21 protein-coding genes are annotated in these 23,797 nt (G+C 76.2%); 12 read left to right on the top strand and 9 right to left on the bottom strand.

Annotated features, from left to right (window positions below):
* Window positions 1-13: 13 nt before the first annotated feature.
* Window positions 14-883: a glucose-1-phosphate thymidylyltransferase RfbA gene (rfbA, locus tag QNH85_RS16355; RefSeq protein WP_282948114.1), complete on the bottom strand. Its 870-nt coding sequence runs from the start codon at window positions 881-883 to the stop codon at window positions 14-16.
* A gap of 126 nt (window positions 884-1,009) precedes the next feature.
* On the opposite strand from rfbA, the gene manA reads away from it, so the two are divergent.
* Complete coding sequence (gene manA / locus QNH85_RS16360) at window positions 1,010-2,209, top strand: mannose-6-phosphate isomerase, class I (protein ID WP_282948115.1); 1,200 nt, start codon at window positions 1,010-1,012, stop codon at window positions 2,207-2,209.
* Between the two features lie 49 nt (window positions 2,210-2,258).
* Here manA and QNH85_RS16365 read toward each other — a convergent pair whose 3' ends face one another.
* A complete protein-coding gene (locus tag QNH85_RS16365; RefSeq protein WP_282948116.1) occupies window positions 2,259-3,212 on the bottom strand; it encodes a GDP-mannose 4,6-dehydratase in 954 nt (317 codons plus the stop codon).
* The gene (locus QNH85_RS16370) at window positions 3,209-4,192 is read right to left on the bottom strand and encodes a GDP-mannose 4,6-dehydratase (RefSeq protein WP_282948117.1); all 984 of its coding nucleotides are present in this window, start codon (window positions 4,190-4,192) and stop codon (window positions 3,209-3,211) included. The genes QNH85_RS16365 and QNH85_RS16370 overlap by 4 nt, the downstream gene beginning before the upstream one ends.
* 133 nt (window positions 4,193-4,325) lie before the next feature.
* On the opposite strand from QNH85_RS16370, the gene QNH85_RS16375 reads away from it, so the two are divergent.
* The 3 genes from QNH85_RS16375 (at window position 4,326) to QNH85_RS16385 (ending at window position 8,152) form a co-directional block, all read left to right on the top strand.
* Window positions 4,326-5,279, top strand: a complete 954-nt coding sequence (locus QNH85_RS16375) for a glycosyltransferase family 2 protein (protein ID WP_282948118.1) — start codon at window positions 4,326-4,328, stop codon at window positions 5,277-5,279.
* Window positions 5,276-5,989, top strand: a complete 714-nt coding sequence (locus tag QNH85_RS16380; RefSeq protein WP_282948120.1) for an O-methyltransferase — start codon at window positions 5,276-5,278, stop codon at window positions 5,987-5,989. Before QNH85_RS16375 ends, QNH85_RS16380 begins: the two co-directional genes overlap by 4 nt.
* A 108-nt stretch (window positions 5,990-6,097) precedes the next feature.
* Window positions 6,098-8,152 carry a hypothetical protein gene (locus tag QNH85_RS16385; protein ID WP_282948122.1) on the top strand — a complete coding sequence of 685 codons (2,055 nt, stop codon included), beginning with the start codon at window positions 6,098-6,100 and terminating at the stop codon, window positions 8,150-8,152.
* Window positions 8,153-8,168: 16 nt separating this feature from the next.
* On the opposite strand, the gene QNH85_RS16390 is transcribed toward QNH85_RS16385, so the two are convergent.
* Window positions 8,169-8,921: a TIGR03089 family protein gene (locus tag QNH85_RS16390; RefSeq protein WP_282948124.1), complete on the bottom strand. Its 753-nt coding sequence runs from the start codon at window positions 8,919-8,921 to the stop codon at window positions 8,169-8,171.
* 288 nt (window positions 8,922-9,209) lie between these two features.
* On the opposite strand from QNH85_RS16390, the gene QNH85_RS16395 reads away from it, so the two are divergent.
* From QNH85_RS16395 to QNH85_RS16405, 3 genes are read left to right on the top strand one after another with little or no spacing between them, the layout of a single operon-like run.
* The gene (locus QNH85_RS16395; RefSeq protein WP_282948175.1) at window positions 9,210-9,455 is read left to right on the top strand and encodes a WhiB family transcriptional regulator; all 246 of its coding nucleotides are present in this window, start codon (window positions 9,210-9,212) and stop codon (window positions 9,453-9,455) included.
* 33 nt (window positions 9,456-9,488) lie between these two features.
* Window positions 9,489-13,526, top strand: coding sequence for a glycosyltransferase family 2 protein (locus QNH85_RS16400; RefSeq protein WP_282948177.1), 4,038 nt, complete (start codon window positions 9,489-9,491; stop codon window positions 13,524-13,526).
* Entirely contained in the window at window positions 13,523-15,289 is a 1,767-nt protein-coding gene (locus tag QNH85_RS16405) for a DUF5719 family protein (RefSeq protein WP_282948125.1), read from the top strand. The genes QNH85_RS16400 and QNH85_RS16405 overlap by 4 nt, the downstream gene beginning before the upstream one ends.
* On the opposite strand, the gene QNH85_RS16410 is transcribed toward QNH85_RS16405, so the two are convergent.
* A complete protein-coding gene (locus QNH85_RS16410) occupies window positions 15,249-16,157 on the bottom strand; it encodes a glycosyltransferase family 2 protein (protein WP_282948127.1) in 909 nt (302 codons plus the stop codon). The two genes, QNH85_RS16405 and QNH85_RS16410, sit on opposite strands and share 41 nt — an antisense overlap.
* Before the next feature lie 12 nt (window positions 16,158-16,169).
* Window positions 16,170-16,643, bottom strand: coding sequence for a metallopeptidase family protein (locus QNH85_RS16415; RefSeq protein ID WP_282948129.1), 474 nt, complete (start codon window positions 16,641-16,643; stop codon window positions 16,170-16,172).
* Window positions 16,644-16,715: 72 nt separating this feature from the next.
* Here QNH85_RS16415 and QNH85_RS16420 point away from each other — a divergent pair, with 72 nt between their 5' ends.
* The 5 genes from QNH85_RS16420 (at window position 16,716) to QNH85_RS16440 (ending at window position 20,120) form a co-directional block, all read left to right on the top strand.
* Window positions 16,716-17,102 (top strand): DUF3499 domain-containing protein, encoded by a 387-nt coding sequence (locus QNH85_RS16420; RefSeq protein ID WP_213284031.1) that lies wholly within the window; start codon window positions 16,716-16,718, stop codon window positions 17,100-17,102.
* A 4-nt stretch (window positions 17,103-17,106) separates the two neighbouring features.
* The gene (locus QNH85_RS16425) at window positions 17,107-17,400 is read left to right on the top strand and encodes a hypothetical protein (protein ID WP_282948131.1); all 294 of its coding nucleotides are present in this window, start codon (window positions 17,107-17,109) and stop codon (window positions 17,398-17,400) included.
* Window positions 17,401-17,457: 57 nt separating this feature from the next.
* A complete protein-coding gene (locus tag QNH85_RS16430; RefSeq protein ID WP_282948133.1) occupies window positions 17,458-18,924 on the top strand; it encodes a phosphomannomutase/phosphoglucomutase in 1,467 nt (488 codons plus the stop codon).
* The gene (locus QNH85_RS16435; RefSeq protein ID WP_282948135.1) at window positions 18,921-19,130 is read left to right on the top strand and encodes a Trm112 family protein; all 210 of its coding nucleotides are present in this window, start codon (window positions 18,921-18,923) and stop codon (window positions 19,128-19,130) included. The genes QNH85_RS16430 and QNH85_RS16435 overlap by 4 nt, the downstream gene beginning before the upstream one ends.
* 66 nt (window positions 19,131-19,196) lie before the next feature.
* Window positions 19,197-20,120 carry a cation diffusion facilitator family transporter gene (locus tag QNH85_RS16440; protein WP_282948137.1) on the top strand — a complete coding sequence of 308 codons (924 nt, stop codon included), beginning with the start codon at window positions 19,197-19,199 and terminating at the stop codon, window positions 20,118-20,120.
* Between the two features lie 58 nt (window positions 20,121-20,178).
* Here the strand turns inward: QNH85_RS16440 and QNH85_RS16445 are convergent, their stop codons facing one another.
* From QNH85_RS16445 to QNH85_RS16455, 3 genes are all read right to left on the bottom strand, one after another.
* On the bottom strand, window positions 20,179-21,093 hold the full coding sequence (locus QNH85_RS16445) for a glycine betaine ABC transporter substrate-binding protein (RefSeq protein WP_282948138.1): 915 nt from the start codon (window positions 21,091-21,093) through the stop codon (window positions 20,179-20,181).
* Window positions 21,094-21,181: 88 nt separating this feature from the next.
* Window positions 21,182-22,081: an ABC transporter permease gene (locus QNH85_RS16450; protein WP_282948140.1), complete on the bottom strand. Its 900-nt coding sequence runs from the start codon at window positions 22,079-22,081 to the stop codon at window positions 21,182-21,184.
* Entirely contained in the window at window positions 22,078-23,343 is a 1,266-nt protein-coding gene (locus QNH85_RS16455) for a quaternary amine ABC transporter ATP-binding protein (protein WP_282948142.1), read from the bottom strand. The genes QNH85_RS16450 and QNH85_RS16455 overlap by 4 nt, the downstream gene beginning before the upstream one ends.
* Between the last annotated feature and the right edge of the window lie 454 nt (window positions 23,344-23,797).

Raw genomic sequence — 23,797 nt, forward strand, 5'->3', positions numbered from 1 at the left:
CCCGGGGCGGGGGTCAGCGCTCGGAGTCGAGCAGCCCTAGCAGGTAGGTGCCGTAGCCGGACTTCACCAGCCGCTCGGCGCGCTGCCTCAGCTCGTCGTCGGACAGGAAGCCGCGCCGCCAGGCGACCTCTTCCGGCGAGCCGACCTTGAGCCCCTGGCGGTGCTCGATGGTCCGCACGTAATCGCTGGCCTCAAGGAGTGAGTTGAACGTGCCCGTGTCCAGCCAGGCGGTGCCGCGCGGGAGGACCTCCACCTGGAGCCTGCCCTGCTCGAGGTACGTCCGGTTCACGTCGGTGATCTCGTACTCGCCGCGGGCGGAGGGCCGCAGGTCGCGGGCAATCGCGACTACGTCGTTGTCGTAGAAGTACAGGCCGGGGACGGCGTAGTTGGACCGCGGCTGCGCGGGCTTCTCCTCGAGCGACAGGGCGCGGCCGGAGTCGTCGAACTCCACCACGCCGTACGCGCTCGGGTCCGCGACCCGGTAGGCGAAGACGGCGGCCCCGTCGATCGACGCGAACCGCTGCAGGCGGGAGCCGAGGCCAGGCCCGTAGAAGATGTTGTCGCCGAGGACCAGCGCGACCGAGTCGTCCCCGACGAAGTCCGCTCCGATGACGAAGGCCTGCGCGAGCCCGTTCGGCTCGGCCTGCACCGCGTAGCTGATCGACACACCGAACTGCGAGCCGTCGCCGAGCAGGCGGTGGAACTGCTCCGCGTCGTGCGGCGTCGTGACGATGAGCACGTCCTTGATGCCCGCCAGGATCAGCGTCGACAGCGGGTAGTAGATCATCGGCTTGTCGTAGACCGGAACGAGCTGCTTGCTCGCGCCCAGGGTGATGGGGTGCAGTCGCGTGCCGGACCCGCCGGCCAGGATGATTCCTCGCATGGTCATACAGTGTGGCGCATCCAGGGCGCTCCCGGAGAGGGCCGCCTGACTCGGCTGGACGGGTGAGGTCGTCGCCTTGGTGTCCGACTTGTGCCAGTCTGTCCTGATTCCAGCCCGAGGAGAGCGATGATCCGGATCCGGAGCGCCGAGTTGCGATACGCCTGGGGGTCCCGCACCGCGATCCCGGAGTTGCTCGGGTCGGCCGCCGGCGACGCGCCCGTTGCCGAGGCGTGGTTCGGCGCCCACCGCGCGGCGCCGTCCACCGTCGTGGCGGCGGGCCTGGACGGAGCGACGCTGGCGGACACCATCGCGCGTGACCCGCGCGGCGCCCTCGGGGACGACGTGGTGGCGCGGTTCGGCCCGCATCTGCCGTACCTGCTCAAGGTCATCGCAGCGGACAGCCCCCTCTCGCTCCAGGTCCACCCGCACATCGCGGCAGCTGGGGCGGGCTACGACCGCGAGGAGGCGGCAGGGATCCCGATCGACGCCCCGCACCGCTCCTACCGCGACCGGAACCACAAGCCTGAGCTGGTGTTCGCGCTGACCCGGTTCGAGGCCGTGTGCGGGTTCCGCGCCCCGCGACGCGCGGCCGAGCTCCTCGTCACGTTGGACGCGCCGCTCGCGAAAGAGCTGCACGACCTGCTTGCCGGCCAGCCCGACGCCCGGGGGATCCAGGAGGCGTTCACCCAGCTGCTCGACCCCGCCACCCGCCCGGGACCGGAGGAGGTCCAGGAGGTCGTGGACGCCTGCGCCCGGCGGCTGGCTGACGGGTCGCCGTCCCCGCGCGCCGACCGCACGGTGGTGCAGCTCGCCGAGGCGTACCCGGGTGACCCCGGGGTCGCCACCTCGCTCCTACTCAATCCCGTCACCCTGCACCCGGGCGACGCCCTGTTCGTCCCGGCGGGCGGCGTGCACGCGTACCTGCGCGGCGTGGGCATCGAGATCATGGCCTCGTCCGACAACGTGCTCCGCGCGGGCCTGACCCCGAAGCACGTGGACGTCGCCGAGCTGCTGCGCAACGTGGACTACGTCGCAGCGCCACCGATCCGGATCGCGCCTGAGCGGTTCCACGGCGCAACCCGGGTGTTCTACGCGCCGGTGGATGACTTCGAGCTGTCGATCACCGTCGTCGAGGACGCGGGTGCGCACCCGCTGCCCGGCCGCGGCCCGCGGGTGCTGCTCTGCCTCGACGGCTCGGCCAGGGTCCGGGCCGCCTCGGGCGCCGCGCTGGACCTCGGCCGGGGGGACGCCGCGTTCGTGCCGGCCTCCGACGGGCCGCTCGAGGTCCAGGGCAAGGCCCGTCTGGTCCAGGCCGACGTGCCCTGACCGGCCCTGCCGGGCGCGGGGTCGCGCCCGGCCCCGCCCGGGGCCCCGCTCAGCCCCGCGCGAGCGTCAGGTCGTGGTCGACCATCGCGCCGACCAGCGCGTCGAAGTCGTGCGTGCGCCGCCAGCCGAGCTCGCGCTCCGCCCGCCCGGGGTCGCCGACCAGCTCGGGCGCGTCGCCGGGGCGCAGCAGCGCGGCGTCCACCTCGACGTGCCGCTCCCAGTCCTCGACGCCCGCCCGGGCGAAGGCGGCGCGCACGAAGTCCTCGACCGAGTGCGCCTCGCCGGTCGCGACCACCCAGTCGCCCCCCGCGGTGTGCCGCGCCGCGCGGACCATCGCGTCCACGTAGTCCGGCGCCCACCCCCAGTCCCGGCGGGCGTCGAGGTTGCCCAGCGTCAGCCGGTCGTCCAGCCCGAGCGCGATCCGCGCCGCGCCGCGCGTGATCTTGCGGGTCACGAAGGTTTCCGGGCGGCGCGGGGACTCGTGGTTGAACAGCACGCAGGACGCGACGTGCAGGCCGCGCTCGCGGTAGACGGCGGCCAGGTGGTGCGCGAACGCCTTCGCGGCCCCGTACGGGTTCCGCGGCGCGACGGGTGTCGACTCGTCCTGGGGGACGCGGTCCGGGTGCCCGAAGATCTCCGCCGACGACGCCTGCACCACCCGCACCGGCCTGCCGGCCGCGTCCTGGACGGCCAGCGCCGCGTCGAGCACGGTGAGCGGCGCGAGGCCGGAGAGCTCGGCGGTCGCCTCGGGCTCGCGCCAGGACAGCGCCACCGAGCTGATGCCGCCGAGGTTGTAGACCTCGTCCGGGGCGACCTGGAGCACCAGCGCCCGCAGGGCGGCGCGGTCGGCGAGGTCCACGCTGTGCGCGGTCCACGCCGTGCCCGGCGGCACCCCGTCCCCGGGGCGGACCACCCCGTGCACGTCGGCGCCCTCGGCCAGCAGCCGCTCGACCAGGTACGACCCGTCCTGCCCGGTCGCGCCGGTGACCAGTGCGACGGTCACCCGACGAGGGCCCGCTGCTCGGCCAGGTCGTGCTCGACCATCATGGCGACCAGGGCCGGGAAGTCGACGGTCGGCTGCCAGCCGAGCACCTCGCGGGCCTTCGACGCGTCCCCGACCAGCAGGTCCACCTCGGCCGGCCGGACGAACTCCGGGTCGGTGCGCACCAGGTGCGACCAGTCGTCGATGCCGACGTGCGCGAACGCCGCGTCCAGCAGGTCCCGGATGGAGTGCGTCGCGCCGGTCGCGACCACGTAGTCGTCGGGCTCGTCCTGCTGCAGCATCCGCCACATCGCCTCGACGTAGTCGCCGGCGAAGCCCCAGTCGCGGCGGGCCTCGAGGTTGCCGAGCACCAGCTCGTCCTGCAGGCCGAGCGAGATGCGGGCGACCGCCCGGGACACCTTCCGGGTGACGAACTCCGGGCCGCGGCGGGGGGACTCGTGGTTGAACAGGATCCCCGACGAGGCGTGCATCCCGTACGACTCGCGGTAGTTGATCGTCATGTAGTGGCCGAACACCTTGGCCACGCCGTACGGCGACCGGGGCCACAGCAGCGTGGTCTCGCGCTGGGGGACCTCCTGCACCTTGCCGAACATCTCGGAGGACGACGCCTGGTAGAACCGCACGCGGCGCGGGTCGTCCGCGCAGTGCAGCCGCACCGCCTCGAGCATGTTGAGGACGCCGGCGGCGGTGACGTCGGTCGTGATGCGGGCGTTCTGCCAGGAGTAGGCGACGTAGGAGATCGCGCCCAGGTTGTAGACCTCGTCGGGGCGGGCGACGGCCAGCGCCCCCATCAGGCTCGACATGTCGGTCAGGTCGCCCGTCAGGACGTGGACCTCCGGGACGGCCTCGCGCACCAGGGCGATCTTCGGGTTGTTCTGCCCCCGCACCAGCCCGAACACCTCGTACCCCTTCGCGAGCAGCAGCTCGGCGAGGTACAGGCCGTCCTGGCCGGTGATGCCCGTGATGAGTGCGCGTGCCATGTGGTCTCCGGTTCCGTCGGGGGCGCGGCGCAGCGGCTCTGCACGTCGGCCCTGGTGGCTAGGCTACCGACGACCCGCGGCCGGCCGGTGCGGGGCGGTCCGGCGAACGGTCGTGAGCGGGTGTGAGCAGCGCATGAAGGTCGTCGTGCAGGTCCCGTGCCTCGACGAGGAGGCGACGCTCGGCGCGGTGCTGTCCTCGATCCCGCGGCACATCGACGGCGTGGACGAGATCGCGGTCGTGGTCGTCGACGACGGGTCCACCGACCGCACCGCGCAGATCGCCCGGGAGCACGGCGCCGCGGTGGTGCGGCACGCGCGGACGATGGGGCTCGCGCGCTCGTTCCGGGACGGCGTCGACTGGGCGCTCGCGCACGGGGCGGACGTCGTGGTGAACACCGACGGCGACGACCAGTACCCGCAGGACCGGATCGGCGACCTGGTGCGGCCGGTCCTGGAGGGGGTGGCGGACGTGGTGATCGCCGACCGGCAGACGGCGACGATCGCGGAGTTCTCCTGGTTCAAGAAGCGGATGCAGCGGTTCGGCAGCGCGGTCGTGAACGGCGCGGCCGACACCCGGCTGCCGGACGCGGCCAGCGGGTTCCGGGCGTACTCCCGGGGCGCGCTGCTGCGGCTCAACGTGCTGACCGACTTCTCGTACGCGATGGAGACGATCATCCAGGCGGGCCACAAGCGGCTGCGGATCGTCAGCATCCCGGTGGTCACCCACGCGAAGACGCGCGAGTCCCGCCTGTTCCGCAGCGTGTTCCACCACATGGCCCGGTCCGCGTCGGCCATCGTGCGGTCGTACCTGATGTACAAGCCGTACGTGGTGTTCGCGACGCTCGCCGCGGTGTTCGGCGTGCTGGCGCTCGTCCCGATGGTGCGGTTCCTGGTGCTCTGGGCGGCGAACGGGCAGGCGGGGAACGTCCAGTCGCTGATCTTCGGGGCGATCATGGCCGTCGCGTGCCTGCTGTCGGCGGCGCTCGGGGTGCTGTCGGACCTGCTGCGCACCAACCGGGTGCTGCTGGAGGAGCAGCTGGAGCGGATCAAGCGCCTGCAGTACGACGCCCGGGAGGACCTGCCGTGACCGCCGGCTCGATCGGCCGCGCCGCGTACGTGGGGCTGTGGCGGTCGGCCCGGCGGGCCGCGCAGGCGACCGGTGCCCTCGGCGCCCTCGACCGGCGGGGCCGGGCGCACCCGGGCGGCCTGGCGGCCCACGCGCGGTCGCTGTTCGCGATCCACGACGCCGCCGACCTCGTGGCCCTCGACGTGCCCTGGTGGACGTACGGCGCCGCGGCGCGCGTCGAGGAGCGCCTCGCCGAGCTGGGCGGGTCCGCGCGGGTGTTCGAGTACGGCTCCGGGGCGTCGTCGGTCTGGCTGGCCCGGCGCGCCGCGCGGGTGACGAGCGTCGAGCACCACGCCGGGTTCGCCGCGCTGGTCCGGGACCTCGCCCGCGACGCCGGCGTGGCGGACCGGCTGGAGCTCCTGGAGGTCGCGCCCGGGGAGTCCCGCGCGCCGGTGGTGCCCTCCGGGCGGCGCGGCGAGGAGGGGCTGGACTACGCGGCGTACGTGCGCGCCATCGACCGGGTGCCCGGCGAGCTGGACGTCGTCGTGGTCGACGGCCGCGCGCGCGCCGCCCGGCAGCCGCCGCACGGCGCCTGGCACCGGGCGGGATCGTGCTGCTGGACGACAGCCAGCGTCCCGCTACGCCCCGGCGCTGACGGGCTCCGGCCTGGCCGTGCACCGCTACCGCGGCTGGGTGCCGTCGTTGCCGTACCCCGGAGTCGGCGGTGCTGACGCTTGCCCGCCCGGCCGTGACCGCCGCCCCGGGCACGCCGGCCCCGCCCGCCCCGGCACGCCGGTCCGGCAGCGCGAGCACTGCGCGGTCCCGCCGTCGTCCGCGCAGTGCTCGCGCTGCCGGACCGGCTCCCCGTGGTGCTGCTGGCGCTCGGGCTGTCGGGGCTCGTCGCGGTGCTGCTGGGCGCGTTCCGCCCCGTCGTGGTGCTCGCGCTCGCGGCCGTGCTCACCGCCGCGACCTGGCGCTGGGTGCCGCGCGCCCCGCGTGCGTCGGCGGCGCAGACCGGGGCGCTGGCCGCCGTGCTGGTGCTGTGCGCGGGCTGGGTCGTGCTCGGCCTGCGGTCCGTCGCCGAGTACGTCGTCGTCAACCGCGACCCCGGGTTCCTCACGCTGCAGGCCCTGTGGCTCACCGACCACCCCGCGGCGCCGATCCCGGTCGGGTCGGCGGCCGACGCCGCGGTCGCCGGGGCGAGCGCCGGCACCGAGGCGTTCTGGCTGCACGACGGCCACCTGTACGCGCAGGGCAACAAGATGCTCCCGGCGCTGCTCGCCGTGCAGGGCTGGCTGGGCGGCGAGCGCGCGGTGCTCGCCGGGAACCTCGCGATCGGGGTGGTCGCGCTCCTGGCGGTGTTCGCGGCGGCGCGCCGGTTCGCGGGGCCGCTGTGGGCGCTCGTGCCGACGGCCGCGCTGGCGCTGAGCCTGCCGTTCGGCACCTTCACCCGCGCGGCGTACACCGAGCCGCTGACCGTCGCGTTCCTGTGCGGCGGGCTCGCGGTGGCGCACGGGGTGTGGCGCCGGGAGGCCGGGGTGGGACCGCACGTGCTGGTCGGCGCGCTGCTCGGCGCGGTGGCGGCGGCGCGGATCGACGGGGCGGTCGTGGTGGTCGGGCTGGCGCTCGGCTACGTGCTCGTCGGGGCGTCCCCGCTGGGCCGGCGGGACCGGCGCGCGGCGGTGCGGGCGGCGCTCGCGGCGATCGGCGCGGGGGTCGCGATGGCGGCGCTCGGGATGGCCGACGTGCTGCTGCTCAGCCCGGAGTACGTGCGCGTCCACACCTCGCAGCTGACCAGCCTCCTGACCGTCACCGGCGTGCTGGTGGTGCTGGCGGTGGTCGCGCTGCTGGTGCCGGCGGCGTGGCTGGCCCCGGTGCGCCGGCTCGTCCACGGCCGGGCGCGGCCGCTCGGCTGGGCGGCCGCGGGGACGGCGCTGCTCGTCGGGGTCGTGCTCGCGAGCCGGCCGCTGTGGTGGGAGGGGCACCACACCGACCCGGCCTCCGGTTTCGGGTACGCGGTCCAGGTGCTGCAGGCCGCGGCGGGGCAGCCGCTGGACGCCTCCCGGTCCTACGACGAGCAGACCCTCGCCTGGGTGTCCTGGTACCTCGGTGTCCCGGCCGTCGTGCTCGGGTTCGCGGGGCTGGCGCTGCTCGCGTGGCGGGCCGTCGCGCGGCGGGACCCCGCGGCGACCGTGCTCGTCGCGGTGGTCGGGGTCGCGGCGGTGTTCCCGCTGGTGCGGGTCAGCATCACGCCCGACCAGGTCTGGGCGGTCCGGCGGCTGCTGCCCGCGACGTTCCCGGGTCTGCTCGTCGCCGGGGCGTGCGCACTCGCGGCGCTCGCGGGGCCGTGGCGGGGCCGCGCGCCCGGCGGCGGGGGAGCCGGGGCGTGGACCCTCGTGCGGCGGGCGGCCGCGGCGGGGCTCGCGGCCGCTGTGGTCGCGTTCCCGGTCACGACGTGGGGATCCGTCGCCGGCACCGTCGAGCTGTCGGGCCGCGCCACGCAGGCGCACGCGGTCTGCGACGAGCTCGCGGACCTCGGGGTGCGGCGGGTCGTGTGGACGCACTCCAGCCCGTTCCGGTACCTCGCGACGCTGCGAGTGGTGTGCGACGTCGAGGTGGTCGAGCTCCTCGAGCCGCCGAGCGCCGCCGACCTCGCGGCGGTGCGGGCCGCGTGGGGCGGGGAGCCCGTCGCGGCGCTGAGCTTCGACGTCACCGACTACCCGTGGAGGGTCCCGCCCGCGGCGCCGGTCGGCGGGACGGCGTCGACGACCCTGGGCCGCACGCTGACGGGCCCGCCCACCGCGGTGGACACCACGTGGAGCGAGGTGTGGGTAGGCCTGGTGCAGCCGGACGGCTCCGTCGCGCCGGCCGGGGCGGGGAGCGCGGCGGGCTGACCCGGGCCTGCCGGCGTCAGAGCCGCGCGGTGACCCGCTCGGTGGCGACCACCCGCTCGACCCGCGCGGGGTCGTCGCCGGGCTCGGGCCGCAGCAGCACGACCGAGCCGCCCTCGGCGAGCACGCCCAGCACCGCGAGCAGCACCGGACCCGTCGCCGCCCGGTCGTCGGCGGCGGTCAGCAGCGTCCGGGACCCGTCGGGCACCGGTGCGGCGTCGGCGGCGGCCGCGAGCAGCGCCGCGTGCGGCAGGTCGCCGAGCGCGGGCCGGTCGGGCTCGGGGACCGGCGCCCAGCCGATCACGTCGCCGTAGGTCATGACCGACTGGGCGGCGTCGAGCGCCCCGGGTGGCAGGGCGCCGTCGAACCGCCGCGCGAGCGCCGGCAGGGCCACGGCGACCACTCCGGCGCCGCGGGGCACGTCCAGCTCGCCCGGCCGGTCCGACACGACGACGTCCACGTCCCCGGCCGCGGAGCGGTCCGCGCCCGGGGTGACCACGGTCGCGCCGACCCGCCAGGCGGCGAGCGCCCAGACGACCGTCCGCCAGTGCGGCGGGAGGTCCAGCAGCACCCGCGTGCCCGGTCCGGCGTCGAGCTCCTCGACGAGCAGGTTGGTGGTCTTGCTCACCCAGTTGTCCAGGACGGCGCCGGAGAGCTCGATGCGCTCGCCCGCGGGCCCGTACCAGGTCAGCCGCGGGCGGCCCGGCTCGCTGAGCAGGGCGGACAGGACGTGGGAGAGGTCGGCGGCACGGCGGGGGTTCGTCGGGGGCACGCGAGCAGCCTAGGTGCGGGCGTCGCCCGGCCGCCGTCCCGCGTGCCGACGGGCAACCGGACATATCGCCCGGTGGGAGGTGCAATAGCACTCTTCCGCTTGACTACGCCGAACGACACGCGTGTAATTCCCCCAGAAGGGCTTCGTCACGGGGCCTGACACAGCACCGGACCATCATCACCGAGCACGACGGGGGAGGCACACATGTGGAGTCTGCTCGACGACGAGGGATCCTTCCCGTCGGACGCCCACACACCCAAGCAGGACGGTCTCGCGAGCGTGCTGCCGATGTTCGGCACGCCCGAGGACGACGGCATCATGGGCTGGCAGGAGCGCGCGCTGTGCGCCCAGACCGACCCCGAGGCCTTCTTCCCCGAGAAGGGCGGCTCGACGCGCGAGGCCAAGAAGGTCTGCACCGGCTGCGAGGTCCGGGCCGAGTGCCTGGAGTACGCGCTGGCGAACGACGAGCGGTTCGGCATCTGGGGCGGACTGTCGGAGCGAGAGCGCCGCAAGCTCAAGCGGCGTGTGGTCTGAGTCGCGCCCGCCGGGGCGCATGATGTCGTGAGCATGTCCGACGTCCCGCCCTCCGGCGCGCCCGCCACCGGCTCCCTGACCGCCACGGCCCCCGTCACGGCGGTCGTGGTGGCCCGCGGCGCCACCCCCTTCCTCCCGACGACGCTCCGCGCGCTCGCGGCCCAGCGCCGTGCGCCGGCCCGGGTGCTGCTCGTCGACGTCGGCGACCGACCCGACCCGGCCCTGGCGGCGGTGCTGCGCGACGCGGGTCTCCCCGCCGGGTCCACCACGCTCCTCACGGCCCCGCGGGCCCGCACCTTCGGCGACGCCGTGCGCACCGCCCTCTCGGCCGACAGCGGCGCCCAGCGCTGGCTGTGGCTGCTGCACGACGACTCCGCCCCCGACCCCGGCGCGCTCGCCGAGCTGGTCCGCGCCGTCGAGGCCGCCCCGTCCGTCGGCGTGGCCGGCGTGAAGCAGCGCACCTGGACCGCCCCCGCGCGCCTGCTCGAGGTCGGGGTCCGCACGTCGCGCTCCGGCCGCCGGATGACCGACGTCGAGCCCGGCGAGGTCGACCAGGGCCAGCACGACGGCCGCGAGGACGTGCTGGGCGTCGGCGTGGTCGGCGCGCTCGTCCGGCGCGACGTCTGGGACGAGCTGCGCGGCACCGACCCCGCCCTCGGGCCGTTCGGCGACGGGCTCGACCTGTCGCGCCGCGCCCGCCTCGCGGGGCACCGCGTCGTCGTGGTGCCGTCCGCCGTCGTGCGGCACGCCCAGGCGTCGTACCACGGGCTGCGGGACCACGGCGAGGACCTCGGCGCGTTCGTCGACCTGGACGCCGACGGCGAGCCCGACGTCGCGGAGCCCCGCCGCTCGTACGCCGCCCGCCGCACGGCGCTGCTGCACCAGCGACTCGTCTGGGCGCCCCTGCCGCTGCTGCCGCTCGTCGCCGTGATGGCCGTGCTCGCGGGCGTCGTCCGGGTGCTCGTCCGGATCGCCACCAAGGAGCCCGCCCTCGCCGCCGCCGAGGTCGCCGCGCCGCTGCGTGCGCTCGGCCGGCCCGCCGCCGTCGTGCGCGCCCGGGCCCAGGCCCGCCGCACGCGGAAGGTGCCCCGGCGGACGCTGCGCCCGCTCCAGGCGGACCTGCGCACGGTGTGGCAGCAGTGGCGCGACCGGCGCCTCACCCGGGCCGAGGCCCGGCGCGTCGTCCGCGCGCCCTCGGAGCTGGAGCTGCGGGAGCTCGCGGCGCTGGCGGTGCGTCGCCGCGCCGGCCTCGCCGTCGTCCTCGTGGCGCTCGTCGCCGTCACCGCCGCCGCGTTCGGACCGCTCGTGCTCGGGGTGCTGAGCGGCGAGACCCTCGCCGGCGGCGCGCTGCTGCCCGCGGCCGCCGGGCTTCGTGACCTCTGGGACGCCGCGACGAGCGGGTGGGTCTCCGGGGAGCTCGGCGCGCCCGGCCCCGCCGACGCCTTCCTCAGCGCCCTGCTGCCGGGCACCGCGGTCGCCGGCGGCAGCCTCGGCGTCGCGCTCGCCGCCCTCGTGCTCGGCGGGATGCTGCTGTCCGGGCTCGGCGCGTGGTTCGCCGCCGGTGCCGCCACCCGCTCCGTGACCGTCCGGGTGTGGGCGGCGATCGTGTGGGCCGCGCTGCCCAGCCTGCTGCTCGCCGCCGGCCAGGGCCGTGCGGGCGCCGTGCTCGTGCACGCGGCCCTGCCGTGGCTCGTGCTGGCGCTCGCCCGGGCGGTCGGCGTGCAGCAGGTGGACGAGGTGCTGTCCGGCGTCGCGACCGCCGCGCGCACGGACGACGCCGCCGGTGCGGTGCGGGACCCCGGCGCGGAGGAGTGGCCCGACCCCGAGGCGTGGGCCCGGGCCGGCGAGGCCCCGCGCGGGCGCCGCCGGCGGCGGGCGGGCGAGGACGACCGCGCCGCCGCGACGCCGGACGACGCGACGACGCCGGACGAGGCCACCACGCCAGACGACGCGACGCCGGATGCCGCGACGACGCCGGACGGCGCGACGGGGGCCGACGGCGACGACGCGCGCGACGGCCTCCCGGGCGACCGCGACGTGGCTGCCGCGCCGGCCAGCGAGCTCGACGCCGTGACGCCCGTGCGGGGAACGCGCGCCGTCGTGAGCCCGCCGGCCCGGACGTCGGTCACCGCCCGGGTCGACGGTGCGGACGCTGCCGCGGAGCCTGCTCCGGATGGTGCCGCGGCGCCTGCCGCGGACGGTCCTGCCGGCGGCGGCGACCCGTCCCGCGGGGAGACGTCCGGCGTCGAGGCGCCCACGGCGGTCGCGGAGCCCGTCGCCACGCCCCTCGGCGCCGACGCGAGCCCGACCCCGGAGGGCCCCGCGCCGGCCGCGCCCGCCCGCCCGTCGGGCTCGATCGCCGCGGCCGCCGCCGCGTCGCTCGCGTTCGCCGCCGTCGCCGCGGGCGCGCCCGCCCTGCTGCTCCCGGGCGTCGTGCTGCTCCTGCTGGTGGCCGCCTGCGCCCCGCGGGGCCGGCGGCTGCGGGTCGTGCTGGCGGCCGTCCCCGCGCTCGTCCTGCTCGGTCCCGCGCTCGCGGAGGCGGGGTCCCGCGGCGTCCAGGGGCTGCGCCTTCTGCTCGCCGACCCGGGGTCGCCCCTGGCGTCCGTGCCGGCCTCCCCGCTGGCCACGCTGCTCGGCGTGCCGGTCGACGCCCCGGGCCTGGTCCCGTCGTGGCTGCCGTCCTGGGTGCCGGACGTGGTCGGCGACTGGTGGCCGGCCGCGACCGGCGGGGCGGTGCTGCTCCTCGCGGTGCTGGCCCTGCTGCGCGGCGCACCGCAGGCGCGCGTCGTGCGGATCGGCTGGTGCGCCGGGGCCGTCGGGCTGGCCGTCGCGCTGGTCGCCGGCCGGGTGGCCGTCGGTCAGGACGACGGCGCGCTGGTGCCCGGCTGGGCCGGGTCGGGCGTGTCGCTCGCGATGGCCGGCCTGCTCGCCGCCGCCGTCACCGGCACCCGCGGGCTGCGCGCGTGGCTCGACCGCGCGTCGTTCGGCTGGCGCCAGGTGACGGCGGGCGTCGTCACGCTCGTCGTCGTGCTGCTCCCGCTCGCCGCCTGGGCGGGCTGGGCGGGGGGTGCCGGCGCGACCGACCTCACGACGATGTCGCGCGCGGTGGTGCCGGCGATCGGCCGCCAGACGCAGGAGTCCGAGGACGCGCCGCGCGTGCTCGCGCTCGTCCCGACCACCGGCCAGGTCGTCGACTGGCAGCTGCTCCGCGGCAACGGCCCCCAGGTGGTCGAGGACGCCGCGGCGGTCCGCACCCGCGAGCTGCGCGGGTCCCTCGCCGACCCGGCTGTCGCGGACCCCGACGACGCGACCGCGGAGCTGCAGGGCGTCGTCGGCGCGCTGTCGGTCGGGTCGAGCACCGACGTGGCCGCCGACCTCGCGGCGCTGGCCGTCGCCGACGTGCTGGTCCCGCCGCTGACCGAGGCGGAGGCGGGCGACGTCGCGCTCGACCAGGCCCGCACGGCGCTGGTCGGACGGCTCGACGCGACCCCGGGGCTCGAGCGCATCACGGAGGGCGTCGCCGGGGTCATCTGGCGGGTGCAGCCGTCGGGCGCCGCCGTCGGCGCGGACACCGCCGACGCCGCCGACACGGCCGACGCCGAGGACGCCGGCGACACCGAGGACGGGCAGGACGCCGAGACGGGCGCCGGCGCGGACGCGGAGGGCGGCGCCGCGGCCCCCGTGGTGGCCGCGTGGGCGCGCCTGGTGCCGGACGCCACCGCCGCGCAGGACGCCGCGGGGCTCGCCGGCGCGGACGCCACCGCCGTGCCCGCCGTGCCGGGCGTGGTGGGCCGGGTCGACACCCGGATCGGGGCCGGCGACGCGGGCCGGCTGCTGGTGCTGGCCGAGCGCGCGGACGCCGGGTGGCACGCCACGCTCGACGGCGTCCCGCTGCGCGCGGTGACGGACGGGTGGCGGCAGACCTTCGAGGTCGGGGCGGACGGCGGCCGGCTGGTCGTCGTGCACAGCACCCCCGACCGGACCATGTGGACGGTGGCGCAGGGGGTGGTGCTGCTGCTCGCGGTGCTGCTGGCGCTGCCGGTCCGGCGCAGGCGGGCGGGGAGACGATGACCGCGGACGTGAACGCGAGCGACCACCAGGAGCCGGGCGCGCCGCCGCCGCGGCGCTCCCGCGCGGGCCGGGTGGCGCGCGCGCTGTCCGGCGTCCTGGTGCTGGGCCTGACCGGTGGGGTGGTCGCCCTGGCGGTGGCCGCGCCCCCGGCGGGCACGGACCCGGTGCCCGCGAGCACCGTCGACGTGCCGGCCGCCGCCACGACCCTCGTGTGCCCCGGCCCGCTGCAGCTGCCTGACGACACGACGTCCGGCGACTCCGCGTTCGACCGGGTCCCGGTCGCGCCGAACGAGTCCGTCAGCGCGTTCGACACCGCGTCGTCCGGCACGGCGTCGCTCACGCCGCTCGACGGCGCGGGCGTGGCGCTCGACGCCGGGACCTGGCGCCTCGCCTCGCCGACCGCGCCGGTGATCCTGCGGGCGGAGCCCCTGGACGGCGAGCCGGCGCGGGTCGCGGGGGCCACCTCGTCGATCGTCACCGACGGCGACCTGCGGGGGCTGTCGGCCGCGTCCTGCGCCCCGCCCACCGCCGACGTCTGGCTGGTCGGCGGCAGCACCGAGCTGCAGAGCACCGCGGACCTGGTCGTCGTGAACCCCGGGGCGACCGCCGCCGACGTCACCGTCGAGGTGTGGGGGCCGTCCGGCCGGGTCGAGCTCGCGGACGGCGGCCGGATGCTCGTGGCACCGGGCGCGCAGGAGGTCGTCGTCCTGCCGGGCGTCGCCGCGGAGCAGCGCCGGACGGTCGTGCACGTCGCTGCCTCCGGCGGTCAGGTCTCCGCGTACGTGCAGGACTCGCTGCTCGACGGCTTCACCCCGCGCGGCACCGACCTGGTCGCCGGCGGAGCGGCCCCCGCGACGACCCAGGTCGTCCCCGGGCTGTCCGTGCCGGGCACCGCGGTCGACGCCGCCGACGCCGGCGCCCTGCGGCTGCTCGCCCCGGGTGAGGAGCCCGCCACCGTGTCCGTGCGGCTGCTCGGCCCGGACGGCGACGTCGTCCTGCCCGGCGCGGAGGCGGTGGACCTGGCACCCGGCGAGGTGACGGACCTGTCGCTCGGCGGGCTGGCGGCCCGCCCCCACCCCGCCGCCCTCGCGCCGTCCGCGCCGGTCGTCGCCGGCGGGATGGTCGCGCGGACGGGCGACCCCGGCGAGCTCGACGAGCAGCCGCGGCTCGAGCGCGCCTGGGGCCCCCGGCACGAGCCGGGCAAGCGGCCGGGCCGCGGCCCCCGCCGGGACCGTCGGGACGCTCGCGCTCGGGGCCGTCCCCACCGGCGACGACGGCGGTGCCGCGCCGACCCCGACGCCCTCGACGACCCCCACCCCCGAGCCGACGCAGGGCCAGCGACCCGACCCGGCCGCCACCGCCGAGCCCCAGGGCCCGGCCGTGACGGTGACCGTGCGGGCCTACGGCGCGACCGGCGTGGTCGCGGAGCAGGACGTCGAGGTACCCGTCGGCTCCACCGTGACGATCGACGTGCGCCGGCTGGGCACCGGGGTGGTCGGGGTCGAGGTGCTGGCGCCGGACGACGACGCCGTCGACGTCGCGTGGTCGCTGGTGGCGTCGGTGTCCCGGCCGGACGGGGCCTTCCTGTCCGTCGTCGGGCCCCTCACCGACGCCGACGCGGTGACGCAGGCCGAGGTCCGCGAGGGGCGCCGGCTCGGGGTCGGCTGACGGCCCTTCAGCGGGCTGTGCTGACGGCCGTTCAGCGGGCTGCGCCGGCGGGCCTCAGCGGGCGGCGCGCAGCTCGACGACCTCGCGGGCCTTGAGCCCCACGGAGATCGCCGCGCGCACCGGCCACTGGTACCAGCGGTGGTAGCGCCGGTGCAGGTACCGCTCGGCGGACGCGTGGTGCGCCGAGATCATCCGGGCCGGCCGGGCCTTCCACGACACGCCGCCGACGTGCACCACGCGGGCGGACGGCACGTACACGTTCTCCCAGCCGGCGAGCGCCAGCCGCTCGCCCAGGTCCACGTCCTCGAAGAACATGAAGTACGACTCGTCGAACCCGCCGACGGCCTCGAACGCCTCGCGGCGCAGCAGCAGGCACGCGCCCGACAGCCAGCCGGCGGGGCGCTCCTGGCCGGCGGTCTCCTGCCGGCGCTGGTACGCCCGGGTCCACGGGTTGCCGGGCCACACCTTGCCGAACACCGCGTGCCCGACGCCCTGCGTGAGCGACGGCAGCTCGCGCGCCGACGGGTACACGGTGCCGTCCTCGTTCAGCAGCGCCGGTCCGAGCGCCCCCGCCCGCGGGTACCGCTCCGCGGCGGCGAGCAGGGTGTCGAGCGAGCCCGGCTCCCACACCACGTCGGGGTTGGCCACGACCAGCCACGGCTGGGTCGCGCCGCGGGCGCCGGCGTTGGCGCCGCCGCCGTACCCCAGGTTCTCGCCCGTGCGGACCACGCGGCCCCCGGCCTCCGCCGCCAGGCGGTCCGCGACCGCGCCGTCGGTGCCGTTGTCCACGAGGACCAGGTCGACGTCCGCGGTGGTCGCCGCGGCGAGGGAGCGGGTGAAGTCCGCCAGCTCGTCGCCGGGGTGGAACACGATGCTCACCACGCGCACCGCCGGGCGGGCGGCCGGGGCGTCGGCAGGGTCGTCGGCGTCGGTGCGGCGCGGGTCCGGGGCGGGGATCGTCATGGCCGGGTCAGGTTATCGCCCGTCGCCGGCCTCGGGGTCCACCTCGTCCGGGGACCGGCCGAGCAGGTGCGCGACCTGCTCGACGACCACCTCGTGCACCAGGTCGGCCAGCTCGTCGGCGTCGCCGGCGCGGCTCTCGACCGGTCGCCGGTAGACGACGATCCGCGGCGGCAGCCCGGGCTGGGCGGGGAAGTACCGGCCCAGCGGCACGCCGCCGCCCTCCCACGGCGCGGGGTTCGACGGCGGCACGTCCTCCACGGCGAACTCCACGCCGTCCAGGTACGTGCCCCAGCGGGCCTCCAGCCGCTCGACGGAGTCGAGCACCAGGTCGTCGAACCGCTCCGCCCGCGTGCGGTGCGCCGGGAGCGTCGCCGGCAGCAGCGGCCCGCGGATGCCGCGCCCGCGCCGGTCGCGACGCCGGACCGAGCCCGTCGGGGCGGGGCGACGGTCGCCCGGGAGGGCGGGGACGGACCGACGGAGAGCCATCCGGGCACTGTATCCGGGTGACAACGCGGGTCGCGCGCGTCGCCGGGGGGATGCGGCGGTACGGTCTACCCCGTGAGACCAGTCCGCCAGTGCTCCCGCACCGCGTGCGGTCGTCCGGCGGTCGCCACCCTGACGTACGTGTACGCGGACTCGACCGCCGTGCTCGGCCCGCTCGCGACGCTCGCCGAGCCGCACTCCTACGACCTGTGCGCCGAGCACGCGTCGCGCCTCACCGCCCCCCGCGGGTGGGAGGTCGTCCGGCTGACCCCGGAGTTCGTCGAGTCCGGCCCCAGCCACGACGACCTGCTCGCCCTCGCGGACGCCGTGCGGGAGGCGGGCCGGCCCGCGCCGAGGCACGCCGCCGCCGTCCCGGACGGGCTGCCGGCGGCCTCGCAGCTCGCCGAGACCGAGACCCGCCGCCGCGGGCACCTGCGCGTCCTGCGCAGCGACGAGGACTAGCGCGGTGGCGACCGCGGGGGGCGGCGCACCGGGACGCCGCAAGGGCCGCCGGGCCGAGCCGGAGGCAGCGCCCCTGGGGTCCCTGAGCCAGACGGGGCAGACGCACGCCCCCGGCACGAGCACGTGCGAGGTGTGCGGGTCCGAGCGGCTCACCAGGCTGCACCTGGCGCTCGCCGACGGCACCGACGTGACGTTCGTGTCGTGCCACGAGTGCGAGCACCGCGCGTGGTTCCCCGTGGCGGGCGACGGGACGGCGCTGAGCCGGGACGAGGTCGTCCGGCGGTCCAGCAGGGGCTGAGGCGCTGCGGGGCCGCCACCTCGACTGCGCGACACGCCGATGGGATACCGTGACGCCGTGCCCGAGACGAGCGACCTGCCCGACCTGACCGGCCTGATCAAGGCGTACGACGTCCGGGGCACCGTCCCGGACCAGCTGAACGCCGACGTCGCCCGCGCGATCGGCGCGGCGTTCGCCGACGTCGTCGTGATCCCCGAGGCCGCCGAGGGCGCGCGCCCCCGCGTGGTCGTCGGCAACGACATGCGCCCGTCGGGCCCGGAGCTCGTCGGCGCGTTCGCCGAGGGGCTCGCCGCGCGCGGCGTGGACGTCGTCCGGATCGGGCTGTGCTCGACCGACGGGCTGTACTTCGCGTCGGGCAAGCTTGACGTCCCCGGTGCGATGTTCACCGCCAGCCACAACCCCGCCGAGTACAACGGCATCAAGCTGTGCCGCGCCGGCGCGCGGCCCGTCGGCCAGGACACCGGCCTCGCGGAGGTCCGCGACCTCGCGTCCCGCTACCTGGGCGGCGGCGTCCCGGCCGCGGCGGAGGGCGCGTCGGTCGGCGAGGTCTCCGACCAGGACCTGCTCACCGACTACGCGTCGTTCCTGCGGGGGCTGGTGGACCTGTCCGGCATCCACCCGCTCAAGGTCGTCGTCGACGCGGGCAACGGCATGGGCGGCTTCACGGCCCCCGCGGTGCTCGGCACCGGTGCGGGCCTGCCGGAGCTGCCGCTGGACGTCGTGCCGCTGTACTTCGAGCTCGACGGGACGTTCCCGAACCACGAGGCGAACCCCCTCGAGCCGGAGAACCTGCGCGACCTGCAGAAGGCCGTCGTGGAGCACGGCGCCGACATCGGCCTCGCGTTCGACGGGGACGCGGACCGCTGCTTCGTCGTGGACGAGAACGGCGACCCGGTGAGCCCGTCCGCCATCACGGCGCTCGTGGGCCTGCGGGAGATCGAGCGGGAGAAGGCCGCGGGCCGCGTGCCCACGGTGATCCACAACCTCATCACCTCGATGGTCGTGCCGGACCTCGTCACCGCGTCCGGCGCCAAGGCCGTCCGCACGCGCGTCGGGCACTCGTTCATCAAGGCGCAGATGGCGGAGTCGGACGCCGTGTTCGGCGGCGAGCACTCCGCGCACTACTACTTCCGCGACTTCTTCTTCGCGGACACCGGCATGCTCGCCGCGCTGCACGTGCTCGCCGCGCTCGGCGGGCAGCCGCACCCCCTGTCGGCCCTGGCCGAGCAGTACCAGCCGTACGTCGCGAGCGGGGAGATCAACTCCCGGGTCACGGACGTCCCCGCCGCGCGGGACCGCGTCGTGCAGGCGTACGTCGAGGAGCAGGGCGCCGGCCCGGTGCAGGTCGACGAGCTGGACGGCCTCACCGTCTCCCACTGGGACTCCCACCCGCAGTGGTGGTTCAACCTCCGCGCGTCGAACACGGAGCCGCTGCTGCGGCTGAACGTCGAGGCGGCGGACGAGGACATCATGGAGAAGGTCCGCGACGACGTGCTCGCGCTGGTCCGCAAGGAGGACGCATGAGCGCCGCCGATCCCGTCGGCACCACCGGGCTCGCGCCGTGGGTGCGTGAGCTCCTGCGCTGCCCCGTGACCGGCGCGACGCTCGTCGACGGCGTCGGCCCCGGCGGCGAGCCGGAGCTCGTGTCGACCGATCCGGACCGCCCGCTGGCGTACCCGGTCCGCGACGGCATCCCCGTGCTGCTCGCCGACGAGGCCCGCCCGGTCTAGCATCACCGCTCGGGCCTGCTGGCCCTCGGGCGCGTCCGCGCCCGGACGCACGGCGGAAGGACCGGCATGGCACACGGAGGCGGGAACAAGGCGATCATCGCCGCGCTGTCCGCGAACCTGGGCATCGCGGTGACGAAGTTCATCGCGTTCCTGCTGACGCAGTCGAGCTCCATGCTGGCGGAGTCGGTGCACTCGGTCGCCGACTCGGGCAACCAGGCGCTCCTGCTGCTCGGCGGCAAGCGCGCGCGCCGCGCGGCCGACGAGGAGCACCCGTTCGGGTACGGGCGCGAGCGCTACATGTACGCGTTCATCGTGTCGATCGTGCTGTTCAGCCTCGGTGGCCTGTTCGCGCTGTACGAGGCGTGGCACAAGTTCGCCGACCCGCATCCGATCGAGTCCTGGCAGTGGGTGCCCATCGCCGTGCTGCTCGCCGCGATCGGCATGGAGGGCTTCTCCTTCCGGACGGCGATCAAGGAGGCCAACCCGGTCCGCGGGAAGCAGAGCTGGGTGTCGTACATCCGGACCGCGAAGGCGCCCGAGCTGCCGGTCGTCCTGCTCGAGGACTTCGGGGCCCTGCTCGGCCTCGTCCTCGCGCTGTTCGGCGTGTCGATGACGCTGGTCACGCACGACGGCCGCTGGGACGCGATCGGGTCCGCCGCCATCGGCGTGCTGCTCGTGCTCATCGCCGTCGTGCTGGCCGTGGAGACCAAGAGCCTGCTGCTCGGGGAGTCCGCCACCCGCAAGGACGTCGACGCGATCCGCGCGGCCCTCGTCGGTGAGGGCGTGCCGTCGGTCATCCACCTGCGCACCCTGCACCTCGGCCCCGAGGAGCTGCTGGTGGCCGCGAAGATCGAGATCGGCGCGACGGCGTCCGCCGCGGACGTCGCGACCGCCATCGACGCAGCGGAGCAGCGCGTGCGCGCGGCCGTGCCGATCGCCCGGGTGATCTACCTCGAGCCGGACCTGCGCCGCGCCGTCACCCCGGCCTGACCCGCACGACGACGCCCCCGGTACCCGCAGGTACCGGGGGCGTCGTCGTCGCCGAGGGTCAGACGCCCGCCGCTGCCTTCAGGTCGGTGACGAAGTCCGGGTTCTCCTCGAGCCACGCCTCGGCGGACCCGGTCGGGTCGCCGCCGCCGTCCTCGTTGAACATGAGGTTCTCCAGGGAGAACAGCTGCTCGTCGGTCAGGGTCAGCGCCTCGATCAGCTTGGTCAGCGTCGGGTAGTCCTCGCTGAAGCCCAGGCGGCCGACGGTGTGGATCTCCTCGGCCTCGCCCATCGCGCCCTCGGGGTCCTCAAGATCGCGCACCGGGTACTCGTCGTACGCCCAGTGCGGCCGCCAGAGGGTCACCGCGATGTTCTCGCCGGCGTCCGTGGCGCCCTTGAGCTCGGCGAGCATCGCGGGGGTCGAGGAGACGACGAGCTCCATGCCCTCCAGCCCGTAGGCGGGGACGGCCTGGTCCTGGGTGATGCGCGTCAGGCCGGCGCCGGACTCGATGCCGACGATCCGGTTGTCGAACTCGTCGGCGTGCTCCGCGAGCTCGTCGAGCGAGGTGATGGGCGCGTCCTCGTTCACGGCGATCGTCAGCTTCGCGTCGTCGTACCAGACGCCGAGCTGCTCCATCTCCTCGCCGTACTGCTTCAGGTAGTCGGCGTGGGTGCTCGGCAGCCACATGTCGAAGTTGACGTCGAAGTCGCCGCCGGTCAGGCCCGTGTAGACGACGCCCGGGTCGGCCTCCTGGGACTCGACGGTGTAGCCCTCGTCCTCGAGCATCGCGGAGAACAGGGCGGACACCGCGATGCCCTCGTCCCAGCCGGAGTGCACGCCGATGGAGACGGTGGACAGGTCGCCGTTGTCGAGGCGGTCGCCGTCGGCGGGCTCGCCGGACGAGCACGCCGCGAGGGCGGCGGTGAGGCCGAGGGCGGTGGTCGCCAGAGCGGCGCGGCGGGTGCGGGAGTGCATGGTGTCCTCTCGGAGGGGCGGCGGCGGGGGTCGGCGCCCGTGGTGGTCGTATCGGGTCCGGCGACCCGGGGTTGAGTGGTCCGGTCGCTCAGGGGGCGCTCGCCGCGGCGACCGCGCGGGCCGTCCGGGAGCGGGTGCTGAGGGCGGACGTGACCCGGTCCAGGAACATCGCGAGCACGACGACCGCCAGACCGGCCTCGAAGCCGAGCGAGACGTTCACCCGCTGCAGGGCCTGGACGACGGCGCCGCCGAGGCCGCCGGCGCCGACCATGCCCGAGATGACGACCATGGACAGGGCAAGCATGATCACCTGGTTGACGCCGGCCATGATGGTCGGCATCGCCAGCGGCAGCTGGATCTGGCGCAGGATGCGGCCCTCGGAGGACCCGAAGGCGTGCCCGGCCTCGACGACCTCGCGGTCGACCTGGCGGAGCCCGAGCTCGGTGAACCGCACGCCCGGCGCCATCGCGAAGATGACGGTCGCGACGATGCCGGGGACGACGCCGACGCGGAAGATCACCACGGTGGGGATCAGGTAGACGAACGCCGGCATGGTCTGCATGAAGTCCAGGACGGGCCGCAGCACCCGCGACACGTGGTCGTCCCGCGCCGCCCAGATCCCGAGCGGGATGGCCAGCAGCAGGGCGACGAGGCTCGCGAGGATGACCAGGGACAGGGTGTCCATGGCGTTGTCCCACTGCTCCACGCCCGCGATGACGGCGAACCCGACGAGCGCGCCGACGGCGAGCCGCCAGCCCTTGGCGAACAGCGCGACCAGCGCGAGCGCGACGGCGACGACCCAGAACGGCGGGCCGCTGAGCACCGCGTCCAGCCCGTCGTAGGCGCCCTCGAGGACGCTCTTGATCGCGGCGAACAGGGCGTCGAACGTGGTGGTGACCCAGCTGATCGCGGAGTCGACCCACGCGCCGAGCGGCAGGCGGGGGACGCCCTGCTCGGTGGTCTCGAGCGTCAGGACGGCGGCGCTCATGCCGGCACCTCCTCGGTGTCGTGGGCCCGCGGGTCGACGGCGTCGGGCGCCTCCCCGGCGACCGGGGTGCCGCGCGGCGGTGTGGACGTCTCCGGCGGGACCATCGCCTCGAGCAGCGTGACCCGGGGGATGACGCCGACCAGGCGGCCCTTGTCGTCCGTGACCGGCACGGGCAGCGGGGACTCCGCGGCCGGCGCGAACACGTCGGCCAGGGGGGTGTCGACGGAGACGGACGTCAGGCTGGTGTCCACGATGCCCTCGAGCGTCTCCCGGCCGGCGCGGGTGGCCTCCACCGCGTCGGCGTCCCGGATGATGCCGCGCAGCACGCGGGTGCGGTCGACGACGTACGCGGCGGCGACCTGCGCGTCGCGCATCGTCCGCAGCGCGAGCCGGGGTCCGCCCGCGTGGAACGCCACGGCGGCCGGCCGCTGCATGACCGACGACGCGGTGAGCACGCGGGTCCGGTCGACGTCCGCGACGAACTGCGCCACGTAGTCGTCGGCCGGGTCCGACAGGATCTGCTCGCTGGTGCCGACCTGGACCACCCGGCCGTCGCGCATCACGGCGATCCGGTCCCCGAGGTACATCGCCTCGTTGAGGTCGTGCGTGATGAACACGATGGTCTTGCCGAGCGTCTGCTGCAGCTCCAGCAGCTGGTCCTGCATCTCGCGCCGGATCAGCGGGTCGAGGGCCGAGAACGCCTCGTCCATCAGCAGCACGTCGGTGTCGGCGGCCAGGGCGCGGGCCAGGCCGACCCGCTGGCGCATGCCGCCGGACAGCTCGTGGGGGAGCGAGTCGCACCACTGCCCGAGCCCCACGAGCTCCAGGGCCTGCGCGGCGCGCTCCCGGCGCTCCGCCTTCTCGACGCCCTGCAGGGCCAGCGGGTAGGCGGCGTTGTCGAGCACGGTGCGGTGGGGGAGCAGGGCGAAGTGCTGGAACACCATGCTCACCTTGCGCTGCCGGATCGACCGCAGCTGGCTCGCGCTGACGGCACCCAGGTCGTCGTCGCCGAGCAGCACCCGCCCCGCGGTCGGCCGCCACAGCCCGTTGAGCATGCGGATCAGCGTCGACTTGCCCGAGCCCGACAGGCCCATGACCACGAACGTCTCGCCGCTGGCGATCTCCAGGTCGGCGTCGATGACCGCCGCCGTGCCCCACGGGCGCACCTCGTCGCGGGTCGCCCCGCCCCGCAACCGCTTCACGGCCTCGCCGGGCCGGCGGCCGAACACCTTGTACACGCCTTCGACGCGCAGTCCTGTCACTCATCCACCTCGTCAGGTCATCGGCGCGCGGCAGCCGGTGCCCCCACGGGGGGCAGGGCGCTCCCCGTGCAGGGGGCGCTCCGGGCGCACGGCGCGTCGTCGGCCGGCGGGCCGCGCGGCCCGTGGCAGGGGCCTCGTGCGCGGCGGCGGACGCGCCGAGGCCCTCGCTCCGGCAGCCCGGGAGGGGGCGCTGCGAGGGCCTGGATCGTGGCGTTCCGTGCCGACCGTTCGTCGATCCGGTCGTGCTCCACCGTGCCTCATCGGCCGCCGGAAAGCGATCCGGGGTCGGGCGGATCGCGGGGGTCATAGGATGATTCGGCTCGGCGATACCCGCGCTGACCTGCGGTTTCGTCGACGCGGGGATCGTTACCGCTTTGTGACATGTCAGGTGACGGCGCGGGCGCGGCCCCCGGGGGACATCCCCCGTACGACTCGGCGGCGGGCCGGGTGCCGC

Origin of the sequence: Cellulomonas endometrii, assembly GCF_949769265.1 — a bacterium.
GTDB classification, from domain to species: domain Bacteria; phylum Actinomycetota; class Actinomycetes; order Actinomycetales; family Cellulomonadaceae; genus Cellulomonas; species Cellulomonas endometrii.